Annotated in this window: 19 protein-coding genes; 6 read left to right on the forward strand and 13 right to left on the reverse strand. The window is 71.8% G+C overall.

What is annotated here, in order from left to right:
- Positions 1–219 precede the first annotated feature (219 nt).
- The gene (locus tag IOD14_RS26975) at positions 220–2,391 is read left to right on the forward strand and encodes an MMPL family transporter (RefSeq protein ID WP_123987401.1); all 2,172 of its coding nucleotides are present in this window, start codon (positions 220–222) and stop codon (positions 2,389–2,391) included.
- Positions 2,392–2,510: 119 nt separating this feature from the next.
- Here IOD14_RS26975 and IOD14_RS26980 read toward each other — a convergent pair whose 3' ends face one another.
- On the reverse strand, positions 2,511–2,912 hold the full coding sequence (locus IOD14_RS26980) for a nuclear transport factor 2 family protein (protein WP_212671771.1): 402 nt from the start codon (positions 2,910–2,912) through the stop codon (positions 2,511–2,513).
- Positions 2,909–3,907 (reverse strand): NADP-dependent oxidoreductase, encoded by a 999-nt coding sequence (locus IOD14_RS26985; RefSeq protein WP_123987403.1) that lies wholly within the window; start codon positions 3,905–3,907, stop codon positions 2,909–2,911. Before IOD14_RS26985 ends, IOD14_RS26980 begins: the two co-directional genes overlap by 4 nt.
- 122 nt (positions 3,908–4,029) lie before the next feature.
- Between IOD14_RS26985 and IOD14_RS26990 the strand changes: the two genes are divergently transcribed.
- Together IOD14_RS26990 and IOD14_RS26995 are read left to right on the forward strand one after the other, a co-directional pair.
- A complete protein-coding gene (locus IOD14_RS26990) occupies positions 4,030–4,905 on the forward strand; it encodes a LysR family transcriptional regulator (protein ID WP_212671772.1) in 876 nt (291 codons plus the stop codon).
- A 158-nt stretch (positions 4,906–5,063) separates the two neighbouring features.
- Positions 5,064–6,095 (forward strand): LacI family DNA-binding transcriptional regulator, encoded by a 1,032-nt coding sequence (locus IOD14_RS26995; protein WP_123987405.1) that lies wholly within the window; start codon positions 5,064–5,066, stop codon positions 6,093–6,095.
- Positions 6,096–6,223: 128 nt separating this feature from the next.
- Here IOD14_RS26995 and IOD14_RS27000 read toward each other — a convergent pair whose 3' ends face one another.
- The 4 genes from IOD14_RS27000 to IOD14_RS27015 all read right to left on the reverse strand — a co-directional run bounded on the left by IOD14_RS27000 (position 6,224) and on the right by IOD14_RS27015 (position 12,334).
- Positions 6,224–6,871, reverse strand: coding sequence for a DUF6629 family protein (locus tag IOD14_RS27000; protein WP_212671773.1), 648 nt, complete (start codon positions 6,869–6,871; stop codon positions 6,224–6,226).
- 71 nt (positions 6,872–6,942) lie between these two features.
- Complete coding sequence (locus tag IOD14_RS27005) at positions 6,943–8,208, reverse strand: alpha-glucoside ABC transporter substrate-binding protein (protein WP_123987407.1); 1,266 nt, start codon at positions 8,206–8,208, stop codon at positions 6,943–6,945.
- The gene (locus IOD14_RS27010; RefSeq protein WP_212671774.1) at positions 8,205–9,422 is read right to left on the reverse strand and encodes a hypothetical protein; all 1,218 of its coding nucleotides are present in this window, start codon (positions 9,420–9,422) and stop codon (positions 8,205–8,207) included. The genes IOD14_RS27005 and IOD14_RS27010 overlap by 4 nt, the downstream gene beginning before the upstream one ends.
- Positions 9,326–12,334: a tetratricopeptide repeat protein gene (locus IOD14_RS27015; RefSeq protein WP_249126077.1), complete on the reverse strand. Its 3,009-nt coding sequence runs from the start codon at positions 12,332–12,334 to the stop codon at positions 9,326–9,328. The genes IOD14_RS27010 and IOD14_RS27015 overlap by 97 nt, the downstream gene beginning before the upstream one ends.
- A 196-nt stretch (positions 12,335–12,530) precedes the next feature.
- Between IOD14_RS27015 and IOD14_RS27020 the strand changes: the two genes are divergently transcribed.
- A complete protein-coding gene (locus IOD14_RS27020; protein ID WP_212671775.1) occupies positions 12,531–14,690 on the forward strand; it encodes a serine/threonine-protein kinase in 2,160 nt (719 codons plus the stop codon).
- A gap of 59 nt (positions 14,691–14,749) precedes the next feature.
- Here IOD14_RS27020 and IOD14_RS27025 read toward each other — a convergent pair whose 3' ends face one another.
- Positions 14,750–15,892 (reverse strand): S1 family peptidase, encoded by a 1,143-nt coding sequence (locus IOD14_RS27025; protein ID WP_123987410.1) that lies wholly within the window; start codon positions 15,890–15,892, stop codon positions 14,750–14,752.
- 221 nt (positions 15,893–16,113) lie between these two features.
- Here IOD14_RS27025 and IOD14_RS27030 point away from each other — a divergent pair, with 221 nt between their 5' ends.
- Both IOD14_RS27030 and IOD14_RS27035 read left to right on the forward strand, forming a co-directional pair.
- Positions 16,114–16,824, forward strand: a complete 711-nt coding sequence (locus IOD14_RS27030) for a ThuA domain-containing protein (RefSeq protein ID WP_123987411.1) — start codon at positions 16,114–16,116, stop codon at positions 16,822–16,824.
- Entirely contained in the window at positions 16,794–17,894 is a 1,101-nt protein-coding gene (locus tag IOD14_RS27035; RefSeq protein ID WP_212671776.1) for a Gfo/Idh/MocA family oxidoreductase, read from the forward strand. The genes IOD14_RS27030 and IOD14_RS27035 overlap by 31 nt, the downstream gene beginning before the upstream one ends.
- On the opposite strand, the gene IOD14_RS27040 is transcribed toward IOD14_RS27035, so the two are convergent.
- The 6 genes from IOD14_RS27040 to IOD14_RS27065 form a co-directional block, all read right to left on the reverse strand.
- Positions 17,895–19,370, reverse strand: a complete 1,476-nt coding sequence (locus IOD14_RS27040) for a glutamate-cysteine ligase family protein (RefSeq protein WP_212671777.1) — start codon at positions 19,368–19,370, stop codon at positions 17,895–17,897.
- A 109-nt stretch (positions 19,371–19,479) separates the two neighbouring features.
- Positions 19,480–21,495, reverse strand: coding sequence for a TIM-barrel domain-containing protein (locus IOD14_RS27045; protein ID WP_212671778.1), 2,016 nt, complete (start codon positions 21,493–21,495; stop codon positions 19,480–19,482).
- A gap of 5 nt (positions 21,496–21,500) precedes the next feature.
- Positions 21,501–22,328: a carbohydrate ABC transporter permease gene (locus IOD14_RS27050; protein WP_123987415.1), complete on the reverse strand. Its 828-nt coding sequence runs from the start codon at positions 22,326–22,328 to the stop codon at positions 21,501–21,503.
- Positions 22,325–23,227, reverse strand: a complete 903-nt coding sequence (locus tag IOD14_RS27055) for a sugar ABC transporter permease (RefSeq protein WP_123987416.1) — start codon at positions 23,225–23,227, stop codon at positions 22,325–22,327. The genes IOD14_RS27050 and IOD14_RS27055 overlap by 4 nt, the downstream gene beginning before the upstream one ends.
- On the reverse strand, positions 23,224–24,456 hold the full coding sequence (locus IOD14_RS27060) for a sugar ABC transporter substrate-binding protein (RefSeq protein WP_212671779.1): 1,233 nt from the start codon (positions 24,454–24,456) through the stop codon (positions 23,224–23,226). Before IOD14_RS27060 ends, IOD14_RS27055 begins: the two co-directional genes overlap by 4 nt.
- Positions 24,457–24,501: 45 nt before the next feature.
- Entirely contained in the window at positions 24,502–25,446 is a 945-nt protein-coding gene (locus tag IOD14_RS27065; protein ID WP_212671780.1) for a substrate-binding domain-containing protein, read from the reverse strand.
- Positions 25,447–25,448: the final 2 nt, after the last annotated feature.

Genomic DNA, 25,448 nt, shown 5'->3' on the forward strand with positions numbered 1-25,448 from the left:
GTCCGCCCTCGGTCCGCTCCACCCCCAGCTCGACCGAATCTCCGCCCTGTTGACTCCCGGTCAAGCGATCTTGAACCTTGATCTCTACGATTGAGAGCTCAAGACAACCATTCCGGCCGGTCCGACGGGGGGAGTGCCCTGGGGGACGGCCGGGGGTCGCCGATGCCAGGGACCGCTCCCCGGGCTGCGGTGATCTTCCTGCCCAGGAGGACCTTCCGCATGTTCCGAAGTATTGGCAACGCTGTCGTCCGGCATCCCGTCTGGACGATCGTTGCGTGGTTGATCGCCGCGGTGGCGATCGTGGCCACCGCCCCGAGCCTGCCCTCCAACAGTGACGAGAGCAGTTTCCTCCCCAAGAGTTACGAGTCCATCAAAGCGGCACAGGTCCAGGAGAAGGCGTTCCCCAGCGCCTTCACCCCGTCCGCGATCGCGCTGTACCAGCGCACCGACGGCGGCAAGCTGACCGCCGCCGACAAGAAGGACGTCGCCCGGATCACCTCCGAGCTGGGCAAGAAGAAGATCGACCAGGTGCAGAAGGTCGTCACCGGCCAGTCGTCCACGGACGGCAAGTACGCCCTGACCCTGGTCCAGATGGACAGCAAGAAGGCCGGCCAGCCCGAACAGGCCGATGCCGCCAAGGTGGTGCGCGACGACGTCAAACGACTCGCCAAGGGCACGAACCTCGAGGTCAAGCTCGGCGGCTCGGCCGCCCAGGCCCTCGACCAGCAGGACTCGTCCAAGCGCGGTGAGGCGCTGATCGGCATCGGCACCTTCGTCATCATCCTGGTGACCCTGCTGATCATCTTCCGCGCGCCGATCCTGGCCTTCCTGCCCCTGATCACGATCGGGTTGGTGTCGGCGATCGCCAACGGGCTGATCGCGTACGCCACGAAGCTGTTCGACCTCCAGGCCAACAGCTCCATCTCGTCGATCCTGATCGTGGTGCTCTTCGGCGTGGGCACCGACTACTTCCTGTTCCTGATGTTCCGTTACCGCGAACGCCTGCGCCTCGGTGACGAACCGAAGCAGGCGATGATCAACGCGGTCGACCGGGTGGGCGAGGCCATCGCCTCCGCCGCCGGCGCGGTCATCATCGCCTTCCTCGCGCTGGTCCTGTCGACGCTGGGCTTCCTCAAGCAGATGGGGCCGGCGCTCGCGATCGCGGTGACCGTCACCCTGATCGCGGGCCTGACCCTGATCCCGGCCGTCGTCTCCCTGATCGGCCCGAAGGTCTTCTGGCCGTCGAAGTCCTGGCAACGCGAGCCGGAGAACGCCCGGTTCGCCGCCCTGGGCCGGGGCGTGCGGAACCGCCCGGCGCTGACCGCCGGGCTCTCCGGACTGATCCTGGTCGCGCTGTCGCTCGGCACGTTCGGCTACAACGCCACGTTCGACCTGGCGTCCGGCTCCATGCCCAAGACCAAGGAGTCGATGGTCGTCCAGGACGAGATGCAGAAGGCGTATTCGGCGGGCGCCGCCGCTCCGACCGACGTCTATCTCTCCAGCACCGACGGCAAGCCGATCGACACGACCGTCTTCGACGCGTACGTGAAGAAACTCGGGGCCGTGGACGGGGTGGCGAACGCTCGCCTGTCGCAGTTGAACAAGGACGGCACCACGATCGACTTCACCGTCACGCTCAAGTACGAGGCGTCGACGGACAAGGCGATCGAGACGGTCGGCCGGGTCCGCGACGTCGCGCACGCCGACGCCCCGGACGGCACCGAGGCCCTGGTCGGAGGCATGTCCTCGATCTACAAGGACATCGACACCGCGGTCAACCACGACTACCGGACGGTGTTCCCCGTCGCCGCCGCACTGATCATGCTCATCCTGGGTCTGCTGCTGCGCAGCGTGGTCGCCCCCTGGTACCTGATGGCGTCGGTGGGCCTCGGCTTCGGCGCCACGCTCGGTGCGACGGTCTGGATCTTCCAGGAGGGGCAGGGACACTCGGGCCTGATGTTCATGCTCCCGGTGATCATGTATCTCTTCGTGGTCGCCATCGGAACCGACTACAACATCCTCATGATCGCCCGGCTGCGGGAGGAGGCCCGCGAGGGCCGCGAACCACGGGAGGCGGCCGGCATGGCCGTACGGCACGCCGGGCCCACCGTGGCCGCGGCCGGGTTCATCCTTGCGGCGACCTTCGCCACGATGATGCTGGCCGGCAACGCCCTGCTCACGGAGATGGGCTTCGCGGTCTCCTTCGGCATCGCGGTCGCCGCGTTCGTCATGGCGATGTTCTTCACGCCCAGTCTCACCGCCCTGATCGGCCACGCGGCCTGGTGGCCGGGGCACGCGGACCGCGCGAAGGAGCCCGCGACCGCACCCGCGCCGGTCTCCGGCGGCGAGCGGGACACGCTCGCGCACGATCCGGCCGGGCGCCGCAACTGACCCCGCGCCGGCCGGTGGCGAGCCGTCAGTCGATGGCGAGCCGCCGGCCGGCGCTCCGACGGACGGCGGCTGCCGGACCCTACGGTCCGGTGGCCGCCGTACGTCTGCGACGCCCCGCCCTAAAGGGCGTTGTCCAGCGTCAGGGCGAGCTCGGCGATCCGCCACCCGCCGTCGGACCGGCGCAGGCCGAACGTGTAGACCCCGGTCGAGATCATCCGGATGCTCTCGCCGGTGTTCCTCGTCTGCACCAGATAGGCCCGCGCCTCGGCGGTGGTGGCGTCCGTCATCGTGGCCACGACATTGTTCAGGTGGTGCCGGACCCTTCCGGTCTGGGCCGTGTGCCCGTCGCGGACGAAGTCGAGCACCGCCGCGCGTCCGGCGACCGGGCCGAGCACTCCCTGGCCGGGCATCGTGAAGGTCCAGGTCGTGTCCTCGGTCAGGACCGCTTCCAGCTCGGGCACGTTCAACTCGTCCAGGGCGTGGGCGTACTTGGCCACCACCTGCTGGAGTTCGGCGATCACGAGACCACCGTCAGCACGATCTTGCCCTGGATGTGGCCCCGCGCGGCTCGCTCGTGTGCGGTGCCCGCTTCGGGCAGCGGGTAGGTGCTGTCCACCCCGACCTGGAGCTTGCCCTCGGCGAACAGGCGCCCGATCTCGGCGAGTTGGGCACCGCTGGAACGCACCTGGATGTTGGAGACCGTGATGCCCAGACTCGCCGTCATGTCCGGGTCGTACTCGGCGAAGAAGACCGGAAGCATCGTGCCGCCGCGCTTGAGCACCGTCAGGAAGCGTGCGCTGTCCGGGCCCCCAACGGTGTCGATCACCAGGTCCGCGCCGCTGACCACGTCCGCGGCCTGCGTCCTGGTGTAGTCGATGAACTCGTCGGCGCCGAGCTTGCGCAGGAACTGCTCGTGCCGGCCCGAGGCCACCGCGATGACGTGTGCCCCCTTCCATTTCGCCAGCTGCACCGCGAAGTGGCCCACTCCCCCGGCGGCCCCGTTCACCAGCACGGTCATCCCCGGCGTGATCGGCACCGGCCGGTGCACCCGGCCGGTGAAAGGAGACGGCACGTCGTGGCCGAGATCAATCAGGTACTGCCAGGCCGTCAGCACGGCCATCGGCGCGCCGGCCGCCTGCACATGGTCGACACCGGCCGGCTTGTGTGCCAGGTCCGATGCCGGCGCGGCCACGTACTCGGCGTACGTCCGGCCGTCGAATCCGGGGAACCGCAGCATGCCGAAGACCTCGTCACCGACGGCGAACCCCCGCACGTCCGGAGCGACCGCCTGGACCACGCCCGACATGTCCGTTCCGGGGATCAGCGGGAACTCCAGCACCGGCCTCATCTCGGCCGGCATGACCTTCATCCCCTCACGCAGGTACCAGTCCGGCGGGTTGATGCCCGCCGCGTGCACCCGGACGAGCACCTCGCCCGGGCCGATCTCGGGAACCGGCACCTCGTCGTACCGCAGAACTTCCGGGCCGCCCGCTTCGTGGAACTGGATCGCCTTCATCGCGCCTGTCGCCTTCCTGGGGAATCGTTGCTCCTTCAGTCAAGGCCCAGCACGGCACGGCCGTCCAAGACCGGTTCGGCAACCTGATCATTCCGAAACGGCATGACGCGTACGCTGGAAGAGTGAACGATCTCGGACAGGACCTGGAACTGCGGCTGGTGCGCTACTTCACCGTGGTGGCGACGCACCAGCACTTCGGCCGGGCCGCCGCCGACCTGCACGTGGCCCAGCCGGCATTGAGCCGCCAGATCCAACGGCTCGAGAAGCATCTCGGCGCACGGCTGCTGGACCGCACGCCCCGGGGCACCCGGCTCACTCCGGCCGGCCAGAGCTTCCTCCCCCGGGCCCAAGCCCTGCTGCAGGCCGCCCGCCATGCCGAACTGGCCGTGCGTGAACAAGCCGAGGCCGGACGCATCGCCATCGGCTACGTCGAGGACCTGGTGATCACTGCCGCCGTACGGGAACTGCGCCGTCGTCACCCGGACGCCGAGATCGCCACCCGGTACCTGAGCTGCCGCGACGTCGGGGCGCTGTCCGACAAGCGCGTCGACGCCCTGATCGCGCGGGCCCCACTGCCGTTCGCCGCGGACGACGTGTTGACCACCCCGCTGTACGAGGAGCCCCGGATGCTCGCGGTCCCGCGCGGCCATCCCTTGGCCGACCGCGCGTCGGTGACCGCGGAGGAACTGGCCGGCGAGGAGGCGGCACCATGCGCGTTCGAGACCGCGGACTGGACTTCCTACCGGATCCTCGGGACCGGTGTGCCGCCGGTCGAGAGCTACGAGGACAAGCTCGAACTCGTCGCGAGCGGCAGGGCGATCGCCGTGCTGCCGGTCGGCGATCGGCGCAGCTCCCTGCGGCCCGATCTCGTCACCGTCCCGATCGAGGACGCTCCTCCCAGCCAGGTCGTCCTGGTCAGCCGCAAGGGCGACCCGAATCCGATGATCAGGAACCTCCGGAGGGCTGCCAAGACCGCCCTGACCGCCCCGGCAGCCTGACCGGGGCCGGCCGACCCGCTCGGCGCCGAACCGGAAGAGCGCAGAGGCGGACGGGAGCAGCCCGTCAGTGCCCTCTCCCCCGACCACGGCTGCTCCCCGAGCGACGGGCACGGTGGCTTTCGCTTGACGTCCCGTATGGTTCCAGTCACAATCCCTGAATGAATGTGACCGGTCACAATCGCAGTCCGGCGAGCATCCGGGATGTCGCCGCGGCCGCCGGGGTCTCCTACCAGACCGTCTCCCGGGTGATCAACGGTCATCCCAGCGTCAAGCAGTCGACTCGGGAGCGGGTTCTCGCCGCCATCGACGAGCTGGGCTTCCGGCGCAACGCCACCGCGCTCGCCCTGGCCAGGGGCCGCAGCAGGGCCGTGACCGTGCTCACCGCCAACACCACGCACTACGGCTACGCCTCCATCCTCCAGGGCGTCGAGGAGGCGGCCCGTGCGGCGGCCTACTCGGTGGGCGTGGGCGTCCTGGAGTCGGCCGACGAGGCCGCCGTCACCGTGGAGGTGCAGCGCGCCGCCGACGCGGGTGGCGGGCTGATCGTGATCGCCTACGATCCGGCCGGCGTCCGCGCCCTGGAGTCGGTCCCGGCCGGGCTGCCGTTCGTCGGCGTGGTCGAGACCCCGGCGAGCGAGCCGACCGGCAACCGGCCGTGGGTGTGGACCGACGACCGCGAGGCCGCCTACGAGGCGACCCGGCATCTGCTGTCCCTGGGCCACGAGACCGTGCACTACGTCGCCATCCCCTCCGGCACCCGCCGCACCAGTGCCCGCACCGGCGGCTGGCGGCGGGCGCTGAAGGAGGCCGGCGCCCCGCAGCCCCGTCCCGTGCAGGGCAGTTGGGGCCCCGCCGGTGGCCACGCGGCGGGCCGGAGACTCGCCGGGGATCCCTCCGTCACGGCGATCCTGTGCGGCAACGACGACCTCGCGCTCGGTGTGCTGCGCGCCCTGCACGAGGCCGGCCGGTCGGTGCCGGACGACGTCAGCGTGGCCGGCTTCGACGACGCCCCGCACTCCGCCTATCTGACGCCGTCGCTGACGACCGTACGGCTGGACTTCACGGGCCTCGGCCGGGCCGCGTTCGCCCTGCTGCACGGGGTGCTGGAGGAATCCGCGCCGATCGCCCCGCATCCGGTCTCCGTGCCGGAACTGGTGATCCGGGAGAGCTCGGGGCGGCCGCCCGCCTGAACACCCCTTGCGCGCATAGCAACCGAGCGGTGCGGTGACGGACCCGGCCCGGGACAGACAGGGCGACGCCGGACTGCGGGGCGTGGGTCAGGGGGCGGTAGGTGAGGTGGGTGCCGTCCGCACATCGATCAGCGCGCGGTGTCCCACGCGGGCAGTGCCCGCTTCGGGGCGGGTCGCCCGCGCACCCAGCCGTAGAGGATCACCGAGCAGACCGCCGCCAACGCGCACCAGGTCGACGCGAACTCCAGCCGCCACAGCAGCCAGCACACCAGGGCGCCCGCCCCCGTCAGGATTCCGAGCGCCGTGAGCCGGCGGTCACCGGAGAACAGCAGTGCGCCGACCGTGGCGATCAGGTAGCCGGCGACCAGCAGTTCCGCCCGGGGCAGTCCGATGACGTAGGCCATGGTGTGGCCGCGGATCTCGGCCCGGACGGGGCGGGTGGCGAGAGCGCGGGCGAGGAAAGCGGCGGTCACCGCGCCCACCGCCACGAACAGCGCCACCCGGCGTCGGGCACCGCGTGGGGCGGCACACCACACGCCGAACGGCACCCACACCGCGAGCAAGGGCAGGGCGATGACGGCCCAGGCGACGGTGGCCGCGCCGGTCCCGCCGCCGATGTGCCAGATGCGGGCCTCGATCAGCTGGTGGGCGCCGAGCAGCAGGGGCAGCGCGGCCAGGGGCAGATCTCCCGCACGGCGGGTCCGGAGCACGCAGGCCACCCCGACGCACGAGAGGGCCGCGCCCGCCACGAGATCCGCTGTCGCACTCCAGCACATGACACCACCTTGTCAGGAGGGCCGTCGAGCACGCACCCCCAGCGCGAGGCGAGGGGGCCGCAGCGGACCGCTCACGCGCAGATGCCCTGCGGTGGGCGGAACGTGCGGTCGGTGCCGGAGTCCGTGTTCACCTGCTCCCGCACGGTCTCCAACTGCTGCAGCAGCGAGTCGAGTTGCCGCTGGGTCGGATCTCGGAAGAACTCCAGGACCGCTCGGTGGAACGCGTCTCGCAGTTCGGGCGGCATCACGTCGGAGGCGTCGAAGCAGAGGGTGCGGGCACGGGTGGTGAGCAGCGAGTCGATCGCTCGCTCGACCGGGGTCGCGGAGGCCGGCGGGGACAGCCCGGCCGTGTCGGGGAACAGCGGCCGTACCGCGGGATCGGCCTCCGCCCACCAGCGTTCCCGCCCGGCGGGGCTCGACAGCCGCTCCACGAGCTGCTGGGCGTCCGGGTCGTCGCTGAAGACGGCGGCCATGTCGCCAGCGACCTCGAAGGCGTCCCGGTACGCGGACTGCCCGTCCAGATAGCGGGCCGACGGTTCCACCGTCACGTCGTCGCCCGCGTAGACGTATCGGATGAAGGCGCTCTGGTGTTCGTGCGTGCAGTCGAAGCCGGGCGACTCGAGCAGGCCGCGCGGCTGTCCGCCGGGGCCGGACGAGCCCTCGAACGACGTGGTCAGGGACCGCTCCACCGACTTCGGGGAGCGTGTGCCGAGCAGTCGCGCCCAGGTGGTCCAGGCGCGCTCGACCGCCGGGTCGCGCCAGTCGAGGCGGGCCGTGGCCCACTCGGCGTAGAGGGTGGGGCCCGCCTGGTGGAGCAGGAGGTCCTCGATCCAGTCGGTGCCGGGCCAGCCGGAGGTCGCCTGCGAGGCGAGGCCCACGCACCAGGTGGGCCGGTCGCCCGGCGCGCCCCGCCGGCTCCACACGAGGCTCTTGAGGTCGACCTTCAGCGGCACCCAGTACGTGCGCCGCCGGCTGTCGACCAGCAGGGTCGGCGCCCAGGGCGGGTAGGCGCGCTCGGCGCTCGCCTCGGCGAGGGGCTTGAGCTTGTCGCGGCGGGCGTACTCGGTGAGTTCGCCGATGCTGTTGAGGACCGCCACGTCCGGCGGGTCGTCGGCCTCCAGCTGTGAGACGAGCGTCTCGCGGAGTGAGCGGGTGCCTTCGTAGGTGTACGTCCGTCCGGTCCCGTCGTCCAGTTTGTCGAGGGTGGCTTCGAACGCCTTGCCCTCCTCACCGGTCCAGGGGCCGAGGACGACCAGCGGATCGCGGGTGTCCGATCCGCAGCCGGGGACCAGGGCCAGCAGACAGGCCACGAGGGCGACACGCAGCAGACGGCTCATGCGACGGCTCCCGGGCGGGTGACGACGAGGTACTCGCGGCGGTAGGAGTGCAGGGCGCCGGCGATGACGGCCGCGGCGGCAAGGCCCGCGGGGAAGACGAAGGGGGCGAGGCCGTCGAGGAGGGCGAGCCTGCCGTGCGCGAGGTTCTCGTCGATCCGGACCCGGAGCGTCTCAATGGCCTGCGGCTCCGGTCCGGCGAACGGCCTCTCCTCGGCGACCGTCTCCGTCTGCGGCGAGGTCCGCTCGGCCAGCGCGTCCGCTAGGGGAACGGTGTCCTGCTGGGCGTCAAGGGCCAGCAGGGCGTCTACGGTCAGGAACGGAACGGCGAGCAGCACCAGGGCGGCGACCGCGAGGGGGATGCTCAGCCGGATCCGGAAGCGGCTGCGCAGGAAGGACACCGTCCGCCACAGCCCGGCGGCGAGCAGGGCCAGGGCGAGCGCGACGATCACCGCCGCGGCGGTCGCACCCGTGCCCCACGCGGCCCGGTCGGCGAGCCGGTCGCGCAGCCGCCCCTCCAGACCGGTCACCCGGTCGACGATCGAGGTCGCGGCGGACCCGGTGGCGGCCGGGCAGGCCGGATAGGGGTTCCGGCCGGTCGCCGCGACGGGCCGCGAGCACAGCATGCTGCGCGCGTACGTGAGTTCGGCGTCGCGCAGGACCGGGTCGGTTGCGTGGCCCTGGGCCCGGCCGATCCAGCCGGTGTAGTCGACGACCAGCGCGGACACGACCCGCAGTTCCTGCTCCTCGGGGACGGTGAGGGCTCCGCTGCGGGTGACCTGGTTCAGGCTCTGGGTGGCGCGGGCGATCCTGGTCCGGTACCGCTCGCTGAGACCGCTGAGCTCGGCCGCCCGCCCCTCCGCCAGGTTCCGTTCGGCGACACCCTGCGCGATGAGCAGCGAGACCCGGGCGTCCGCGAGATCGACCAGCGCGGGCGCCGCGCGGTCCCGGATGTACGCGGAGTCGCCGCGCACTCCTGTGTAGGCCCAGCCGAGCGCCCCGAAGGCCACGACGGCGAGCAGCGGCAGCGCGACGAGCCGGTCCCGCAGGTAGGCGCGGTTGCGGTGGCCGGCGGCCGCGGGCCAGGCGTAGCGGTGGACGCTCTGGACGAGTTCGGCGGCTACGGCGGCGACACCCCGCGCGAGGCGGAGGGTGTCCTGTGCGACGGCCCGTAGGCGACCGTCCGGAGCCAGTCGGCGACTCTCTTGCCGAGCCATGGGCTGTCCCTGTGGTGTCGGAAGGCAAGCGGGCGGACCTCGTAGGCGCGGTCCAGGAGGATCTCGGCCACGGTCGCGTCCTCGGGGGCGGCGGAGCGGGCGGCCTGGTGGGCGAGGGTGAGACAGCGGCGGGACAGGTCCTCCCGCAGGCCGTGCTCGTCGGGCGGGAGGCCGAGCCGGGGGTCCGCGCCGGCGGCGAGGGCGGCGAGGCCCTCCGCGTCCAGGGCGCCGCGCGCGAGGGCGCCCTGGACTGCCTCCCAGACCTCGACGGTCATCCGGACCCTGGCCTCCTCGTCGGTCAGGCCGTGCGCGTGGAAGAGCAGGGCGAGTCTCCCGAGCACCTCGCCGAGCCGTCGCGGCACCTCGTCGTCGTGCCCGGCCCTGCGCACGTACTCGATCCCGATCCGCACGGCTGCGGTACGCGCGGCGGTCCGGTGCCGCGAGTGCTGCGGTACGGCGTCGAGTTCGTGCACGGCCTCCTCGCGTGCCCTTTCGCCGTCCAGCGCGAGGCGGGCCCGGGCGGCGCCGAAGGCCGCGCTGCCCAGGGAGGGGTTGCGCAGCCGGACCGCCTCGTACAGGGTCAGGGCCTCGTGGGGGCGTCCGAGGCGTTCCGCGCAGTGGCCGAGGGCCAGCTTCGGCGCGTACTCGCCGGGGATCGCCGCGTAGACCCGGTCGAAGTGCCGCCATGCGGCGGCGACTTGGCCGCGGGCGAGGGCGAGGAGCCCGTGGTGCCAGTCCAGCCGCCAGTCGTAGGGCGCGTGCCGGGGGCCGATCCGTGCCTCGGCGGCCCGCAGTTCGCGTTCGGCGGCGTCCGGTCCGTCGGCCGGGTTCCGCAACCGCAGCCGGCAGCGCAGGAGATGGACCTCCGTGGAGTCCCGCCAGTCGCCGATGTGCTGGAGCAGGGCCTCCGGGGCAGCGTCGGCGAGCCTGCTCAGCTCGGCGTGGTGGGCGTCGCGGGGGTCGGGGCGCGGGACGGGCAGGCGCTGGGCCACTTCGGCGGGCGAGGGCGGGGCGAACGGGGACGGCGCGTCCGGTTCGGCCCAGTGGGCGAGGGGTGGCGCGGAGCCGAGGGCGCCGTCGAGGGCGTACGCCGACTGGAGGAAGAGCGGCGAGGGTTCGAAGGTCTCGGCGCCGGTGCGCAGCGAGCGCAACTCGCGGAAGACGCCCCGCAACTGCTGCTCCATCTCACGGGCGTCGGCGAACCGGCCGGCGGGATCGTCCAGCGTGGCGCGGTGCAGGACACGGGCGAGCGAGAGCAGACCGAGACCACGGGGAACGGGAGCGGTGGCATCACCGGGCTCCCACACCTCCTTGACCGCCGCCCCCGACTCCCTGACTGCCCTGCGGGGCGCCGGCGGGGGTACGGCGGGCGGCAACGGCTCGGCGGGCGCCTGCGCCGCGTCGGGTGCGGGGACTGCACCTGCCGACTCGCCACCGTCGCCCGGGGCCGCGCCTACGTTCGGCGCACCCTCCGTGACGGTGGCGGGGGCGGCACCCGGTGCTTCCTCACGGTCCATTGCCCCACCGGCACCCGGACCGCGGGCCGCATCCGGCAACCCCTCCGCCCCGGACGCTTCCTCGTCACCACGGGTCTGGGCGACACCCCGTTCCGGGTCGACACTCGGCGTCTTCTCGGCTCCCGATCCCTGAGCGAGACCCGGCACCTCCTCGGCCCCGGAAGCTCCCTCCCCGGTCGGCGACTTCGGGCCGGCCGGCTCCTCGACGGCGCCCAAGTCACCTTCGGCGACCGGTTCCTCCCCGGCAACACCCGCCGCTCCCCGCTCGGTCGGTGCCTCCGCAACAACCCGCGCGTCTCCAGCGGCGGCAGCTGCCGCCCCGCCGCCCGCCGCTCTCGCGGCGACCGCCTGCGGTCCATTCCTGGCACCGCGCGCCACCACCCCGCCGCCCGAGGCTCTCCCGGCACCCGCCCCCGGTCCACCTCCGGCACGGCCCTCCACCGCCCCCCTCCCAGCCGCCGCCCCCTCCGGCCCTTCGGCCTCCAGCCCTTCCGCAACCTCCCCCGCCACCCGACCCAACGTCCCCAGATCCCCCAGCAGCCGCAGATCCTCCGGTGACGTGCCGAGGCCGCTCAGGCGGCGGAGGGTTTCGCCCAGGCTGAAGAGGTCGTCCTGGTGGCCGGACTCGCCGTGGGGGCCCACGGTGGGGGCGCTGAAGCCGGGTGTGGTCATCCCGGGCGCCCCGGCCGGACGCACGCTGCCCACGTCGATGATCTTCGTCGTGGTGCCGTCGTGCATGACGTTGTCCGGCTTCAGGTCGCCGTAGACCTTGCCCGGCCGGTAGGCGTGCAGATAGGCGAGGGCGGACAGGATCCGCACCCCGTAGGCGAGCACGAACTCGTGGAAGCGGTGGTCGCCGAACTCCCCGGGGTTCAGTTTCGCCCGTGCCCGCACCTCCTCCAGCGTGAGCCCGTCCACGTACTGGAGGACGAGGAAGTCGCCGACGCCGGGATGATGGCCGTAGTTGAAGACGCGGATGATGTCGTCGTGGCCGAGGTCGACCAGGGCCCGCCGTTCCCGGGCCAGGGCGGCCGCCGCGGCCGCGGCCTGCTCCGGGTGCAGCATCTTGATGGCGACCTCGCGGTTGTCGACCTTGGTGTCGAGCGCGAGGTGGACCTCGCCCATGCCGCCGTAGCCGAGCGGCCGGATCAGCCGGTACTGGCCCGCGAGCAACTGACCGGGAGGCAGGGGCAGTTCTCCGGGGTCGCTGCCGGGCCCCCAGCCGCGGCCCAGCAGTGTGATCGTGGGCAGCACGGTCGGGTCGGGGTTCTCCGCGGGAAGGTCGACGTGCGCGGCCCTCAGATACATCCGCGGTCCGGCGACGACAAGCGGACCGAACGACCCCTCGGATTCCGGTACTTCACCGAACGCACTCCCGCCCCGAGCCCCCTTCATGCCTCCTCAGAATAGGGCCAGGTGCCGGGATCGACCCCTTCCGTTCCCCTTGAGAACCGTGTTGCCGCCGGGTTCGGCCGGACGGGAAGGCCGGGATCGGCGTCCCCCGGGGCTCGGCGCCCCTCTAGAGTGAGGGGTCCCTGTCAGAAGGGTCCGGACCGCAGCCGTCCTGGCCAGCAGCGGTGAAGGAGACACGGTGACCCTGCGCGAGAACGATCCGGAGTCCGTGGGCGGCTACCGGATCGAATCGCGGATCGGGACCGGCGGCATGGGTGTCGTCTATCTCGGCCGCTCGGCCTCGGGCCGGGCCGTCGCGGTGAAGGTCGTTCACACGCGGTACGCCGACAACCCCGAGTTCCGGGCCAGGTTCCGGCAGGAGATCGCCGCCGCACGCCGGGTCAGCGGCGCGTTCACGGCGCCGGTGGTGGACGCGGACCCGGAGGCGGCACGGCCGTGGATGGCCACCGCGTTCGTCCCGGGCCGTACCCTCGCGGAGCTGGTCGACGGGACGGGCCCGCTGGACTGGCCCGCGCTGCGCCGCCTCGGCACCGAACTCGCCGAGGCACTGCGGGAGATCCATCGCGCGGAGGTCGTGCACCGGGACCTGAAGCCGAGCAATGTGCTGCTGCTGGAGAGCGAGGGCGACGACGGGGCCGTGCGCGTCATCGACTTCGGCATCTCGCGCGCGGCAGACAGCGACGTCCGTACCCAGACGGGCATGGTGATGGGCTCGCCGCCGTTCATGGCACCGGAGCAGTTCAGCCGTCCGCACGAGGTCGGCTCCGCGGTGGACGTCTTCTCGCTGGGCGCCGTGCTCGTGTATGCGGCCACCGGGCACAGCCCCTTCGAGGCGGAGAACGCCTATCTGGCCGCCTACAACACGGTGCACGGCGAGCCCCGGCTCGGTGCGCTGCCCGAGCAGCTGCGCCCACTGGTGTCGCGCTGTCTGGCGAAGGAGCCCGCCGACCGGCCGACGTCGAGCGAGGTCCTGGAGATGTTGGCGGGGCTCCCCGACGAGCTGTCCGAGGGGAGACCCGCCGACGAGCAGTCCCGGGCTCCGGAGGTCCTGACGACGGCGATGGCGACCGCGTCGCTCACGGACGCCGGGCCGGTCCGGCGCGGGCGCCGCTGGAGGAGACTGTGGGCCGCCGTCGCGGTCGTGGCTCTGCTCGGCGTGGCGGGGGCGGCCGCGGTCGCCGTGGTGGGCGAGGAACCGGCGAGCTCGGTCGACGAGTTCGACGCTCTCGCGCCGCGGACGACACCGGGCGCGACGGCACCGGCGGGCTGGCGGCCCTGGCACAACGCGTTGGGCTCGGACGCCGAGGACCAGCAGATGAGCATCGGCCCGTCGTGCACCCCGGACGCGCTGGGCGTCTTCTGCGCCTCCGAGAAAGACGCCCTGATGCGGCTGAACCCGGCGACGGGGAAGGTGGACTGGACGAAGCCCATGAGCCGCAGGCAGGTCACGAGCTTCTCGGTGCGCGGACCTCTCGTCCATGACGGTGTGGTCTTCGTGTACAGCGCCGACCGCTCGCAGGGAATCGACGCCTACGACGGAAGGACCGGCGAGCGGCTGTGGCAGCTCAAGGGCCCGCTCGGCGAGTTCAAGAGCCTGGGCGGGGTGCTTCTCGTGCGCCTGGACGAAGGCCCCTCCGACACGGCACGCTATGCGGCCCATGACCCTCGCACGGGCAAGGAGTTGTGGCGGCGCGAGCTCAAGTCGACCTCGTCGAACCCCTTCTACGAGGGCCCCGAGGACACGCTCTACGCCGACCTGCGCGGCGGCGAAGGGGGCATCGCCCGCATCGACGCGCGCACCGGCAGGACGCTGAGCCGTGTCGATGCGCCCAAGGGCGACCTGTGGCTGGCGACGGTCCACGACGGCACGGCGTACTACGCACGCTGGGAGGACGACTCCGGCGTGTCCGCCGCCTTCTTCGTCCAGGATCTCGGCAGCGGGAAGACCCGCCGGATCGACTTCCCCTGGAGCGTGGAGCCCGAGGCTCCGCCGCTGGTGCAGGGCGACACCATGTACATCTTCGACTACGGCAACGAGACCCTGCTCGCCCTCGACGTGAAGCGGGGCAAGCCGCTGTGGTCCAGCTCGCGCGATCTGCGCGTCTTCAGCGAACCGGCGTACCACGCGGGCAAGGTGTACGTCACGATGCCGGACACCAGCATTCTGGCCCTCGATCCGAGGACCGGTAAGGAGATCGGCCGTACCGCCCCCTCCTTCGACACGGCCGGCCGTTCCTTCCAGGAACTGTCGCCGGTCTCGGTGCCGCCGCTGCTGGTGGGGAACGTGCTGTACGGGGTCAGCGGACCGGGGATCTTCTCGGTGGCCGACGTCACCTGAGCCGGCCGCGCCGGTGAACGGACATGGGCCCGACCCGAGAGCCGGGCCCACCCGGTCGCTCAGGCGGTGTGCAGGGTCAGTCCGTACCGGTTGAGGATCTCGTTGACGGGCTGGAACCAGGTCTCGCCGCCGCCGGAGCAGTTGCCCCAGCCCCCGGAGGTGACGCCCTGGGCCTGGTCGCCGCTGATGAACGAGCCGCCGGAGTCGCCGGGTTCGGCGCAGACACTGGTCTTGGTCATCTGGTGCACCGCGCCCTGGCTGTAGTTGACGGTCTCGTTCATCGCGAGGACCGTGCCGCAGTGCCAGTGGGTGGTCGAGCCGGAGCGGCAGATCGAGGAGCCGACGGGCGCCACGTTCGAGCCGCGCACGAGCTGGTCGGAGACGGTGCCCCAGCCGAGCACGACCGGCACGGTCCACCAGCCGCTGCCCACGTTGACCCAGGCGTAGTCGTTGTCCGGGAAGGACGAGCCCTGGAAGTTGCCGACGTAGCTGCGGTCCCAGCCGTAGACGCTGCCGGTGTGCTGGTCGCAGTGGCCGGCGGTGACGAAGCCGCCGTAGACCGAGAAGCCGATGGAGCAGCGGACGTTGCCGGTGTAGTAGGGGTCGCCTCCGACGGTTCCGGCGGCGAAGGTGGTCGGCGCCGAGGCCACCTCCCGCACGGTGACGGGTCCTGCCTTGCGGGCGCGGGCGACGAACTCCCGGACATCGTTGTCACCCTGTCGGCCCGCGACGATGTTCACCACCACCGCGCCGGCCTTCGGGTCGGCGTGCCAGCTGCTGACGGCGTCCGGTGCGGGGAGCCTGTCGAGCCGGGCCTGGGTGGCGGAGAGTTCGCGGGCGCTGTGGGCGACGGTACGGACCGTGGCGCCGGTGGCGCGTATCTCGCGGAGGGCATTGGTGGAGGTGTGGGGGGTGACGGCGACGGTCAGCGTGCCCTTGCCGGCGTCGAACCAGGATCCGCCGTACGAACTGCCCGCCATCCGGCGGACCTTGGGCTCCAGGGCCGTGGCCCGCCGTTCGGCGGCGAGCCTCGCGGTGGCTTCGGCCTTGGTGAGGCCGAGGTCCCGCTGCATCGCCGTCAGGAGTCCGGCCGAGGCGGGCTGCTTCTCGTCCGCGGCGGCGGGGGCGGTGCCCGCGGTCGCTCCGAGACCGAGCAGGAGCAGTACGGCCAGGCCCGCGCGCATGATTCCGGTGCGTCTCATGGAGATTGCCCTTCGTCGTTCCAACGGGGTGGGGGTGGAACAGCAGAGTTCTCTGAGAGCGCTCTCAGTGGTGTGGCGCGGCAGAGCCTAGCCGCTCACTATTGACAGGTCCATACCAATATCGAAAGTTGTCGGAATTCCGACGCACGGAACGTGGATTTCCTCCGGCCCGACCGGGGGAACTCCCCCAGGAGCCTTTTCCTGCCTCACGAAGGAACAAGATGACACGGAAGAAAGCCCTGGTGGTCCGCGGCGGCTGGGAGGGACACCAGCCGGTCAAGGCCACCGAGCAGTTCCTGCCTTTTCTGGAGAGCAACGGCTACGACGTCCGGATCGAGGAGTCGACCGCCGTCTACGCGGACACCGACGCGATGGCCGCCACCGACCTCGTCGTGCAGTGCGTGACCATGTCGGAGATCACCGCCGAGCAGGTGTCGGGACTGAGCGCGGCCGTCGTGGCCGGTACCGGTCTCACCGGCTGGCACGGCGGAATCGCCGACTCGTTCCGTGCCTCCTCCGACTATCTCCACCTGGTGGGCGGCCAGTTCGCGACCCACCCGGGCAAGGAACCGTGCGAGCGCGAGGGGGGCGAGGAGGACAACTTCCTGACGCACACCGTCGCCGTCACGGATCTCGGCCGCGAACACCCCGTCACCGCCGGTCTCGACGCATTCGAACTGCACACCGAGCAGTACTGGGTGCTGCACGACGACCTGATCGACGTCCTCGCCACCACCACCCACCCCGCCCGGCCGTGGCAGCCCTGGCACCGGCCCGTCACCTCGCCGGCGGTCTGGACCCGTCGGTGGGGCGCCGGGCGCGTCGTGGTGACGACCCCGGGGCACAGCCTCGACGTACTGGAGAACCCGAACGTCCGCACCGTCATCGAGAGGGGCATGCTGTGGGCGACGCGCACCGCATCGGCGTCGTAGGGCTCGGCGTCATCTCCCGCGCCTACCTGGACACGCTCGTCGGCCACTCCCCCGTGCGGGTCACCGCGGTCGCCGACCTGGACGCCTCCCGGTCGGCCGCGGTCGCCGCCGAACTGCCCGGCGTACAGGCGCTGTCCGTCGAGGAACTGCTGAGCAGCCCGGACGTGGACACGGTGCTGAACCTCACCGTGCCCGCGGCGCACGCCGAGATCGCCCTGGGTGCCATCGCCCACGGCAAGCACGTGTACGGCGAGAAACCGCTGGCCGCCGAACTCACCGACGCCCGCGCCGTCCTGGAGGCCGCGGCGAAGGCGGGGGTGGGTGTGGGGTGCGCGCCGGACACCGTCCTCGGCACCGGCGTCCAGACGGCACGGGCGGCGGTGGAGGCCGGGGCCGTCGGCCGCCCGCTGTTCGCGTCGGCCGCCATGGTCACCCCGGGCCACGAACGGTGGCATCCCCAACCGGACTTCTACTACAAGGCCGGCGGCGGCCCCCTGCTGGACATGGGGCCGTACTACCTGTCCTCCCTGGTGCATCTGCTGGGGCCCGTGCGCGCCGTGATCGGGGCGTCCAGCCGGCTCCGCACCGAGCGCGTCATCGGGTCCGGCCCGCGCGCGGGCGAACGGATCCCGGTCGAGGTGGACAGCCATGTCTCCGGGGTCCTCGAACACGAGGGCGGGGCCCTGACGACGATCACGACGAGCTTCGACGGCGTCGCCACCACGGCCGCGCCGATCGAGGTGCACGGCGAGAGCGGCACCCTCACGGTCCCGGACCCGAACCACTTCGACGGCGAGGTACGGCTCCTCGAACTCGGCGGCGACACGCGGTGGCGCACGCTCCCGCCGTCCGCGGGCTACGTCGGCGCCGCCCGGGGTGTGGGACTGGTCGACTTCGTCACCGCGGACGGGCGGCGGGCGGCGCGCGCGAGCGGCGAACTCGCCCTGCACGTACTGGAGACGATGACCGCGCTGCTCCAGTCCTCGGCCGAGGGACGGCGCATCGAGCTGTCGACGTCGGTCGAACGGCCTCTTCCGGTGCCGCTGACCCCGCCGGAGAAGTGGCGCTGATCAGTCCACGGGCCAGGTGTGCGCGGGTGCGTTGAGGTGCATGTAGTCCTTGTACATCAGCGTCATCCGCCGCAGCGCCTCCTGGCGGTCGCAGCCGGCCTTCTCCAGCTGGTGGACCGCCTCCACCTGCCACACGGCGCCGTTGCGGGCGGTGACGCAGCGCTGCTCGATGACACCGAGCAGCGGCTCACGCCATTCCGTGTCCATGCCGGCCAGCTCCAGGCCCCGGTGGGCGAGGGGCAGCAGCCGCCGCAGCACCAGTTCCGTGACCGGCACCTCGCCCACTCCCGGCCAGTACAGGCGGGCGTCGATGCCGTCACGGGCGGCGGTGTGCAGGTTCTCCTCGGCGACCGAGAAGGACATCCGCGTCCACACCGGCCGGTCGTCGTCGACCAGGGCGCGGGTCAGGCCGTAGTAGAAGGCGCCGTTGGCGATGGTGTCGGCCACCGTGGGCCCGGCGGGCAGCACCCGGTTCTCGATGCGCAGGTGCGGACCGCTGTCGGTGACGGCGTAGATCGGACGGTTCCAGCGGTAGATCGTGCCGTTGTGCAGGGTGAGTTCGCCGAGCTCCGGGACCCCGCCGCCGTCCAGGGCCTCCTGCGGGTCCTCCTCGTCGCAGATCGGCAGGAGCGCGGGGAAGTAGCGCACGTTCTCCTCGAAGAGGTCGAAGACGCTGGTGATCCACCGCTCCCCGAACCACACCCGGGGCCGTACGCCCTGTGCCTTGATCTCCTGGGGACGGGTGTCGGTGGCCTGCTCGAAGAGGGGGATCCGGGTCTCGCGCCACAGCTCCCTGCCGAAGAGGAAGGGGGAGTTGGCGGCGAGGGCGGTCTGCACGCCCGCGACCGCCTGTGCCGCGTTCCAGTAGTCCGCGAACTCCTTGGGAGCGACCTGGAGATGGAACTGCGTGCTGGTGCAGGCGGCCTCGGGGGTGATCGCGTCGGCGTACATCGCGAGGCGTTCCACGCCGTCCACCCTGATCCGCAGGTCCTCGCCGCGCGCCGCGAAGATCTGCTCGTTGAGCAGCCGGTAGCGCGGATCGCCGGACAGCGCCGTCTCGCCGACGTCCGTTTCGCCCAGGGTCGGCAGAATGCCCACCATGATCAGATGCGCCCCGACCGCGGCGGCGCGTTCCTCGGCGTGGTTGAGGGCGTCCCGGATCTCCTGCTCCCAGGAGCCCGGGCCGCCCGACAGCAGACGGCGGGGCGGAATGTTGATCTCCAGATTGAAGCGGCCCAGCTCGGTCGACCAGGCGGGATCGGCGATCGCCTGGAGGACCTCGGTGTTCCGCATCGCCGGGACCCCGTCCGCCCCCACCAGGTTCAGCTCGATCTCCAGCCCGACCTGCGGCCGCTCGCTCTCGAAGCCGGACTCGCGCAGCATCTGCGCGAGGACGTCGAGGCAGGTGTGCATCTTGTCCCGGTACCGTCGGCGGTCCTCCCGCGTGAACACCAGGGCCGGCACGTCACGTCCCATCGGGCCCTCCCGAGTGCCCTCGGCGGATGCCTCTTCCGTCCCAGCGTCCCACCTCGTCAGCGCCCCGGACAGTCGGCGCGCACCACGAGGGCGGTGTGCGACCCCCCGCTCACAGAACGTGCGCTCCGCCCCGCACCCACAGGGGTGCGGTGGCGAGCGGAAGGCGGACGGGCCGCCAAGCCGGACCGCCGACCGGCCCCGCGGTGCCCGTGTACGGCAGCCACTTGCCCGGCGGGAACCACACCTGCCGTCGTCCTCCGGGCGCGTACAGCGGGGCGACCAGCAGGTCCGGGCCCAGCAGGTACTGCAGGTCGGCCGCGTGGGCGTCCGGGCGGCCGGGGTGGTCCAGGGCCATGGGGCGGGCGAGCGGCTCACCGGTGCGGACCGCGTCGGCGGCGGCCCGGTGGACGTAGGGCAGCAGGGCGGTGCGCAGTCGGGCCGCGTGCAGGACGGCCCGGTACGCCTCCTCGCCGAAGTCCCACGGCAGCCGGGAAGTCGTGCCGTGGAACCGGCTGAGCGGTGACAGGAGGCCGAACTGGGCCCAGCGGACGAAGAGTTCGGGGTCCGGTGTGCCGTGGAAGCCGCCGATGTCGTGGCTCCAGAAGGGGTGACCGGACAGGGACAGCGAGAGGCCGGCGCGCAGGGTCGAGGCGAGGTCCGGCCAGCCGGTGTCGGGGTCGCCCGTCCACTTGGCGCCGTGCCGCTGGCCGCCGGTCCAGGTGGAGCGGCCCCAGGTCAGGCCGTGGCCCGCGACCTCCCGGGTGACCTCGGCGACCAGGTCGTTGTAGAGGAGGGGGTAGAGGTTGTGCAGCCGGTCGCCGGTCATGCCGTCGTACGCCACCGCCGCCACGGGCACCGCCTCGCCGAAGTCGGTCTTCAGGACCGAGACCCCGGTGTCCAGCACCCGGCGGACACGGTCCCGGAGCCAGTCGGCGGCGGCGGGACGGGTCAGGTCGAGGACGGCCGAGTCCGGATGCGCGCCGCCCCAGACCTGTCCGATCCAGGTGCCGCCCGAAGCGGTGCGCAGGAACCAGCCCTTGCTGTCGAGCTCGGCGAAGCGGGGGCTGTCGACGCTGATGTACGGGTTCATCCAGAGCGAGACGTGGAAGCCCTGTCCGGCCAGGTCGGTCATCAGCCCGCGGGGGTCCGGGAACGCCTCGGGGTCCCACTCCATGTCCGACCAGCAGCCGGGCCGCTGCCAGTAGGTGTCGATGTGCAACACGTCGCAGGGGAAGCCGAGTTCGCGGATACGGCGGGCTCGCGCGCGTACCTCGTCCGCGCTGTCCCGGCGGAAGCCGCCGGAGATCCAGGTGCCGAAGGCCCAGTCGGGGGGCAACAGGGCGGGACCGGTCAGGTCGCGGTAGGTGCGCAGGCACTCGGCGGGGGTGCCGGTGATCAGGTAGTAGTCGAGCTCCTCGTCGGGGACGGTCAGCGACCAGGCGCCGGTGTTGTGGTGCGCGAGGTCGAAGGAAACCGCCGTGGTGGTGTCCACGAGGACGGCGTAACCCCGGCTGGAGAGCAGGAACGGCACCGCCTTGTAGGAGCGGGTGCCGGTCGAGCCCTGGGCGTCCTCGACCCAGCAGTCCACATGCTGTCCGCGCAGGTCCGGGCCGGTGAAGCGTTCACCGAGGCCGTAGAAGTGCTCGTCGGGCTCGGCGAACCAGCTGTCGTGGTGGGCGAGTCGGCCGTCGGCGAGTTCGGTGACGCCGAGGGGCAGGACGGTCGTGCGGTCGCCGGGGTCGCTGACGTCGGTCGCCTGTCTCAGGTGAGGGTCCGTCAACTCCAGCACCGGAGGTGAGAGTCGGATGTCGAGGCGCAGGGTGTCGAGGTGCAGGGTGAGGGTGTCCGGGGACTGTTCGATCAGACAGCGGGTGCCCTCGGGTGGGGTGACGACGCGGACCCGGGGTGTGGTGGGGACGCCGTCCAGCCGCAGCGTGATGCGCAGGGAGTTGCCCGTCGCGGGGCGCAGACGGAGCGTGCCGGTACGTCCGGCCGCCGTACGGACGTCGAGGGTCGCGCCGTTCTTGTCGGCGCAGGCGACGACGGCGTCGGCCAGGGGATCCAGTCCGACGGGGACCAGGCGCGGGGGCGGTGCCACCCAGGGTGTGCGGTCACGGGGGTGCATGCCGTTCACCCCCGCACGCTGCCCGCGGTGAGCCCGCCGACGATGAAGCGCTGGAAGACGGCGAAGACGCAGACCACCGGGATGCTGATGAGGGTGGCGGTGGCCATCAGGGCGCCCCAGGACGCCCCGTGCTGCCCGATGAAGGCGTTCAGCAGGACGGTGACGGGCTGCACGTCGGGCCCGTCGGCGAGCGTGAGCCCGAACAGGAACTCCCCCCAGCCGATCAGGAAGGACAGTCCGGCCGCCGCGACCACCCCGGGCACCATGAGCGGCAGCACGACCCGCAGCAGCACCCCGGGCAGTCCACAGCCGTCGACGAGGGCCGCCTCCTCCAGTTCCGGGGAGACCGCGCGCAGCACGGGACGCAGCACGATCACCGTGAAGGGCAGGGTGAGCGTGGTGTCGGCGGCGATCAAGCCCAGGTAGGTGTCGGTGAGACCGGCCCGGCGTTCGAGGATGAACAGCGGGGCCGCGAGCACGATGGCGGGCGGAAGCTGTGCGACGAGGAGCGCGAGCACCATCGCGCCCGAGCCGCGCATCCGGATCCGGGCGAGCGCGTAGGCGAGCGGGACGCCGAGCAGCAGGGTGAGTGCGACCACCCCGCAGGAGATGACGAGACTGTTGAGCAGGGCTCGGGTCAGACCCTCGTAGCCGAGTGCCGTCGAGTAGTTCTCGCCGGTCACGGGGCTGGGCACCCACTGCGGGTCCGGCGTCTGGACGCGGTCGGGGCGGGTGAGGCCGGTCTTCACCATCCAGTACACCGGCAGCAGGAAGACAGCGGTGATCGCCGTGGCGATCACGGTCAGCAGCCAGGGGTGACGCGGTGGTCTCATACGGCACCTCCGGTGGGCGCCTCGTCCTCGCGGCGCAGCCGTCGTACGTACAGGACCCCCGCCAGCAGGGGTACGACGAGCAGCAGCAGGGCCGCCGCCGCGCCCTCGCCGAACCGGAAGGACGTGAAGAAGACCTCGTAGACGTAGAGGGAGAGCACGCGGGTGGCGTCGACGGGGCCGCCGCCGGTCATCACGAAGACGAGGTCGAAGACCTTGAAGGTGTAGAGGAGTCCGAGGAGGAGGACGGTCACGGAGACGGGACGCATCAGGGGGAGGGTGATGTGGCGGAAGCGCTGCCAGGCGCTCGCTCCGTCGATGGCGGCCGCCTCGTGCAGCTGTGGGTCGATGGTGTGCAGTCCTACCAGGAGCAGCAGCATGTTGAAGGGCACGCCGATCCAGACGTTGGCGAAGACCACCCCCGCCAGGGAGGTGGACGGGTCGGTGAGCCAGTCGTGGGACAGGCCGACCGGCTCCAGCAGGGCGTTGTAGGCGCCGGACTCCGCGTCCAGCATCCAGCGGAAGAGGGTGCCGCTGACCACCGGGGGCAGCAGCCAGGCGGTCAGCAGCAGGGAGCGCAGCAGTCCGTTGAAGGGGAAGGGGCGGGCGAAGAGCAGGGCCAGGGCGAAGCCGATGGTGAACTGGAGCAGCAGTGAGCTCAGGGTGAAGACCAGGGAGAGGCGCACGGAGTGCCAGAAGGCGGGATCGTCGGCCACGGTCCGGTAGTTGTCGAGTCCGGTGAACCGTTCGGCCCCGCCGAGGAGTTGGCCCAGGTCGACGTCGTGGACGGACGTCCACACGTTGTAGAGGAGGGGGTAGGCCAGGAAGAGGGCGAGGAAGGCCATGCCCGGCAGGCAGAAGAGGCAGCCGGCGCGGCGGCGGCGCGCGGAGGGCTGTCTCATTGCTCGCCCAGGGCTTTGTCGATCTTCTTGGCCGCGGTCCTGGCCGCTGCGGAGGGGGACGCCGATCCGGTGAGCACGGCCTGCTGCGCCTCCGCGACGGCCTGCGAGGCTTCGGCGTAGTGGGCGCCGTACTGGCGCGGCCGGGCGAGGGGCAGTTGGCTGAGGAAGAGCCGCAGGGCCGGGTCGGAGGCCCAGCTGCCTCGGTCGGCGAGGTCCTTGCGGGCGGGCAGCTCGCCGAAGGACACCAGGTACGGCACCAGGACCGAGGGGCGCTGGGTGTACTCCAGGACCTCCCACGCCTTGTCCACATGCTTGCTGCCCGCCATGACGACCCAGTTCTCGCCGCCCAGGCAGGTGGCGGCCTCCTTGTCGCGGGGCAGCGGGACGACGTTCCAGTCGAAGTCGGCCTTCTTCAGGGTGGGGATCTGCCAGGGGCCGTTGATCTGCATCGCGGCGCGCTGGTTGAGGAAGCGGGTGTTGACGTCCTGCTGGGTCCAGCCCACGCACTGCTCGGACAGGGAGCCCTTGGCGATCAGTTCGTCGAGGAAGGCGAGCGCGGTGGCGCCGTAGGTGCTGAAGGAGTCCAGGTCGCCGCCCGCCTGCCAGAGGAACGGCAGGAACTGGAAGACGCCCTCCTCGGTCCTGATCGCGCTCAGGGCCAGGCCGTAGCGGTCGCCGCTGGTCAGCTTCTGCGCGGTCGCGGCCAGTTCGTCCCAGGTGGTGGGGGGTTCGACACCGGCGGCCTCGAGCATGCGGGTGTTGCAGTAGAGGGCGAGGCAGTTGCTGTTGTTGGGGATGCCGAGGGTCTTTCCGCCGACCTGGCAGCCGGACCACGGTCCCTTGTAGTACGCGTCGGCCTGGCCCCATGCGTCGACTCTGGCGGTGAGGTCGGCGAGCAGCCGGCTGCCGCCGAGGGTGTTCATGGAGACGTTGTCGACGATGGCGAGGTCGGGCAGGTCCCCGGAGATCGCACCCAGGGTGATCTGCCGTTCCAGCTCGGCGAACGGGAAGGTGCGCCGCTCGATCCGCACGTCCGGGACACCGGCCTCGATGTCCTTGATCAGACGGTTCATTCCGGGCTGGAAGTTGTCCAGGGTGAAGTAGTCCCACCAGCTCAGGGTCACCGGGCCGGACGTGTCCGAGCTGCAGGAGGCCAGGCCGAGGGCGGCGGTGGCCGCCGCTGCGCCGGAGACTCGCAGGAAGCCACGGCGGTCGACGGAGTACGACATGGTCTGCTCCCAGAGGTTCGATGATCGGGCACAGAGACCGACGTATCAGAAATCTAGGTCTATGTCGGGGAAGTCGGGAAGATCCGACTCGGGTTCCGAGCCCGGCACCGGCCGGCAGGGTCCGGTGCTCCCGCGCAGGGTGATCAGGGGTTTCAGCAGGACGTGCCGGGGCGGTGAGTCGGGTGAGCGCAGCCGCCTCATCATCAGGTCGACGGCGACCCGGCTCATCTCCTTGGCGGGTATCTCGGCGGCGGTCAGGGGCGGGTTCACCTGTTCGGCCCACGGGCTCGCCGCGACGCCGACGACGGAGAAGTCGCGGGGCACGCTGCGGCCGTGCCGGGTGAGTCCGCGGTAGACGCCTTCCAGGGCCGCCTCGTTCTGGGTGACCAGCGAGGTCGTGGCCGGATCGTCGTCGAGGATGCGCTCCACGACCCCCTCCCCCGAGGCGAGGTCGTCGCCGCAGAGGTAGGCGTGCGGGGTGAGCAGCAGCTTCTTCATGGCCTCGGTGTAGCCCTCGTCGCCGAGCCGGGCGAAGCCGTAACCGCTGTCGAAGAGCCGTTCGGACCGGTTGACGAAGGCGATCCTGCGGTGGCCGAGGTCGGCGAGATGCTGGACGCAGCCGCCGGCCAGACCGGCGAAGTCCAGGTCGACCCAGCCGGCCACCTCGGCCCGGTGGTTGCGGCCGATGGCCACGAAGGGGAATCCCGCCTCGGCCAGTTGCTCCACCCGGTCGTCCTCCCGCCGGATCTCCATGACGATCACGCCGTCCACCCGCCGGTGGTCGATCATCCTCGCGAACGAGGGGTCCTCGTGACCGCCCGCGGGCGCGAGCAGCAGGTCGTAGCCGTGCTCGGCGGCGGCCTCGGCCACCCCTCCGACGAAGGCGAGCTGCATGGTGGTGTAGTCGCCCCGGCGGCCCGCGGGCGGGTAGAGGAGCCCCAGCGTGCGGGTACCGCCGCCGGAGTCGTCGCTGCCGGTGCGCGCTGTCATGG

Origin of the sequence: Streptomyces sp. A2-16 (assembly GCF_018128905.1) — a bacterium.
Lineage (GTDB): Bacteria > Actinomycetota > Actinomycetes > Streptomycetales > Streptomycetaceae > Streptomyces.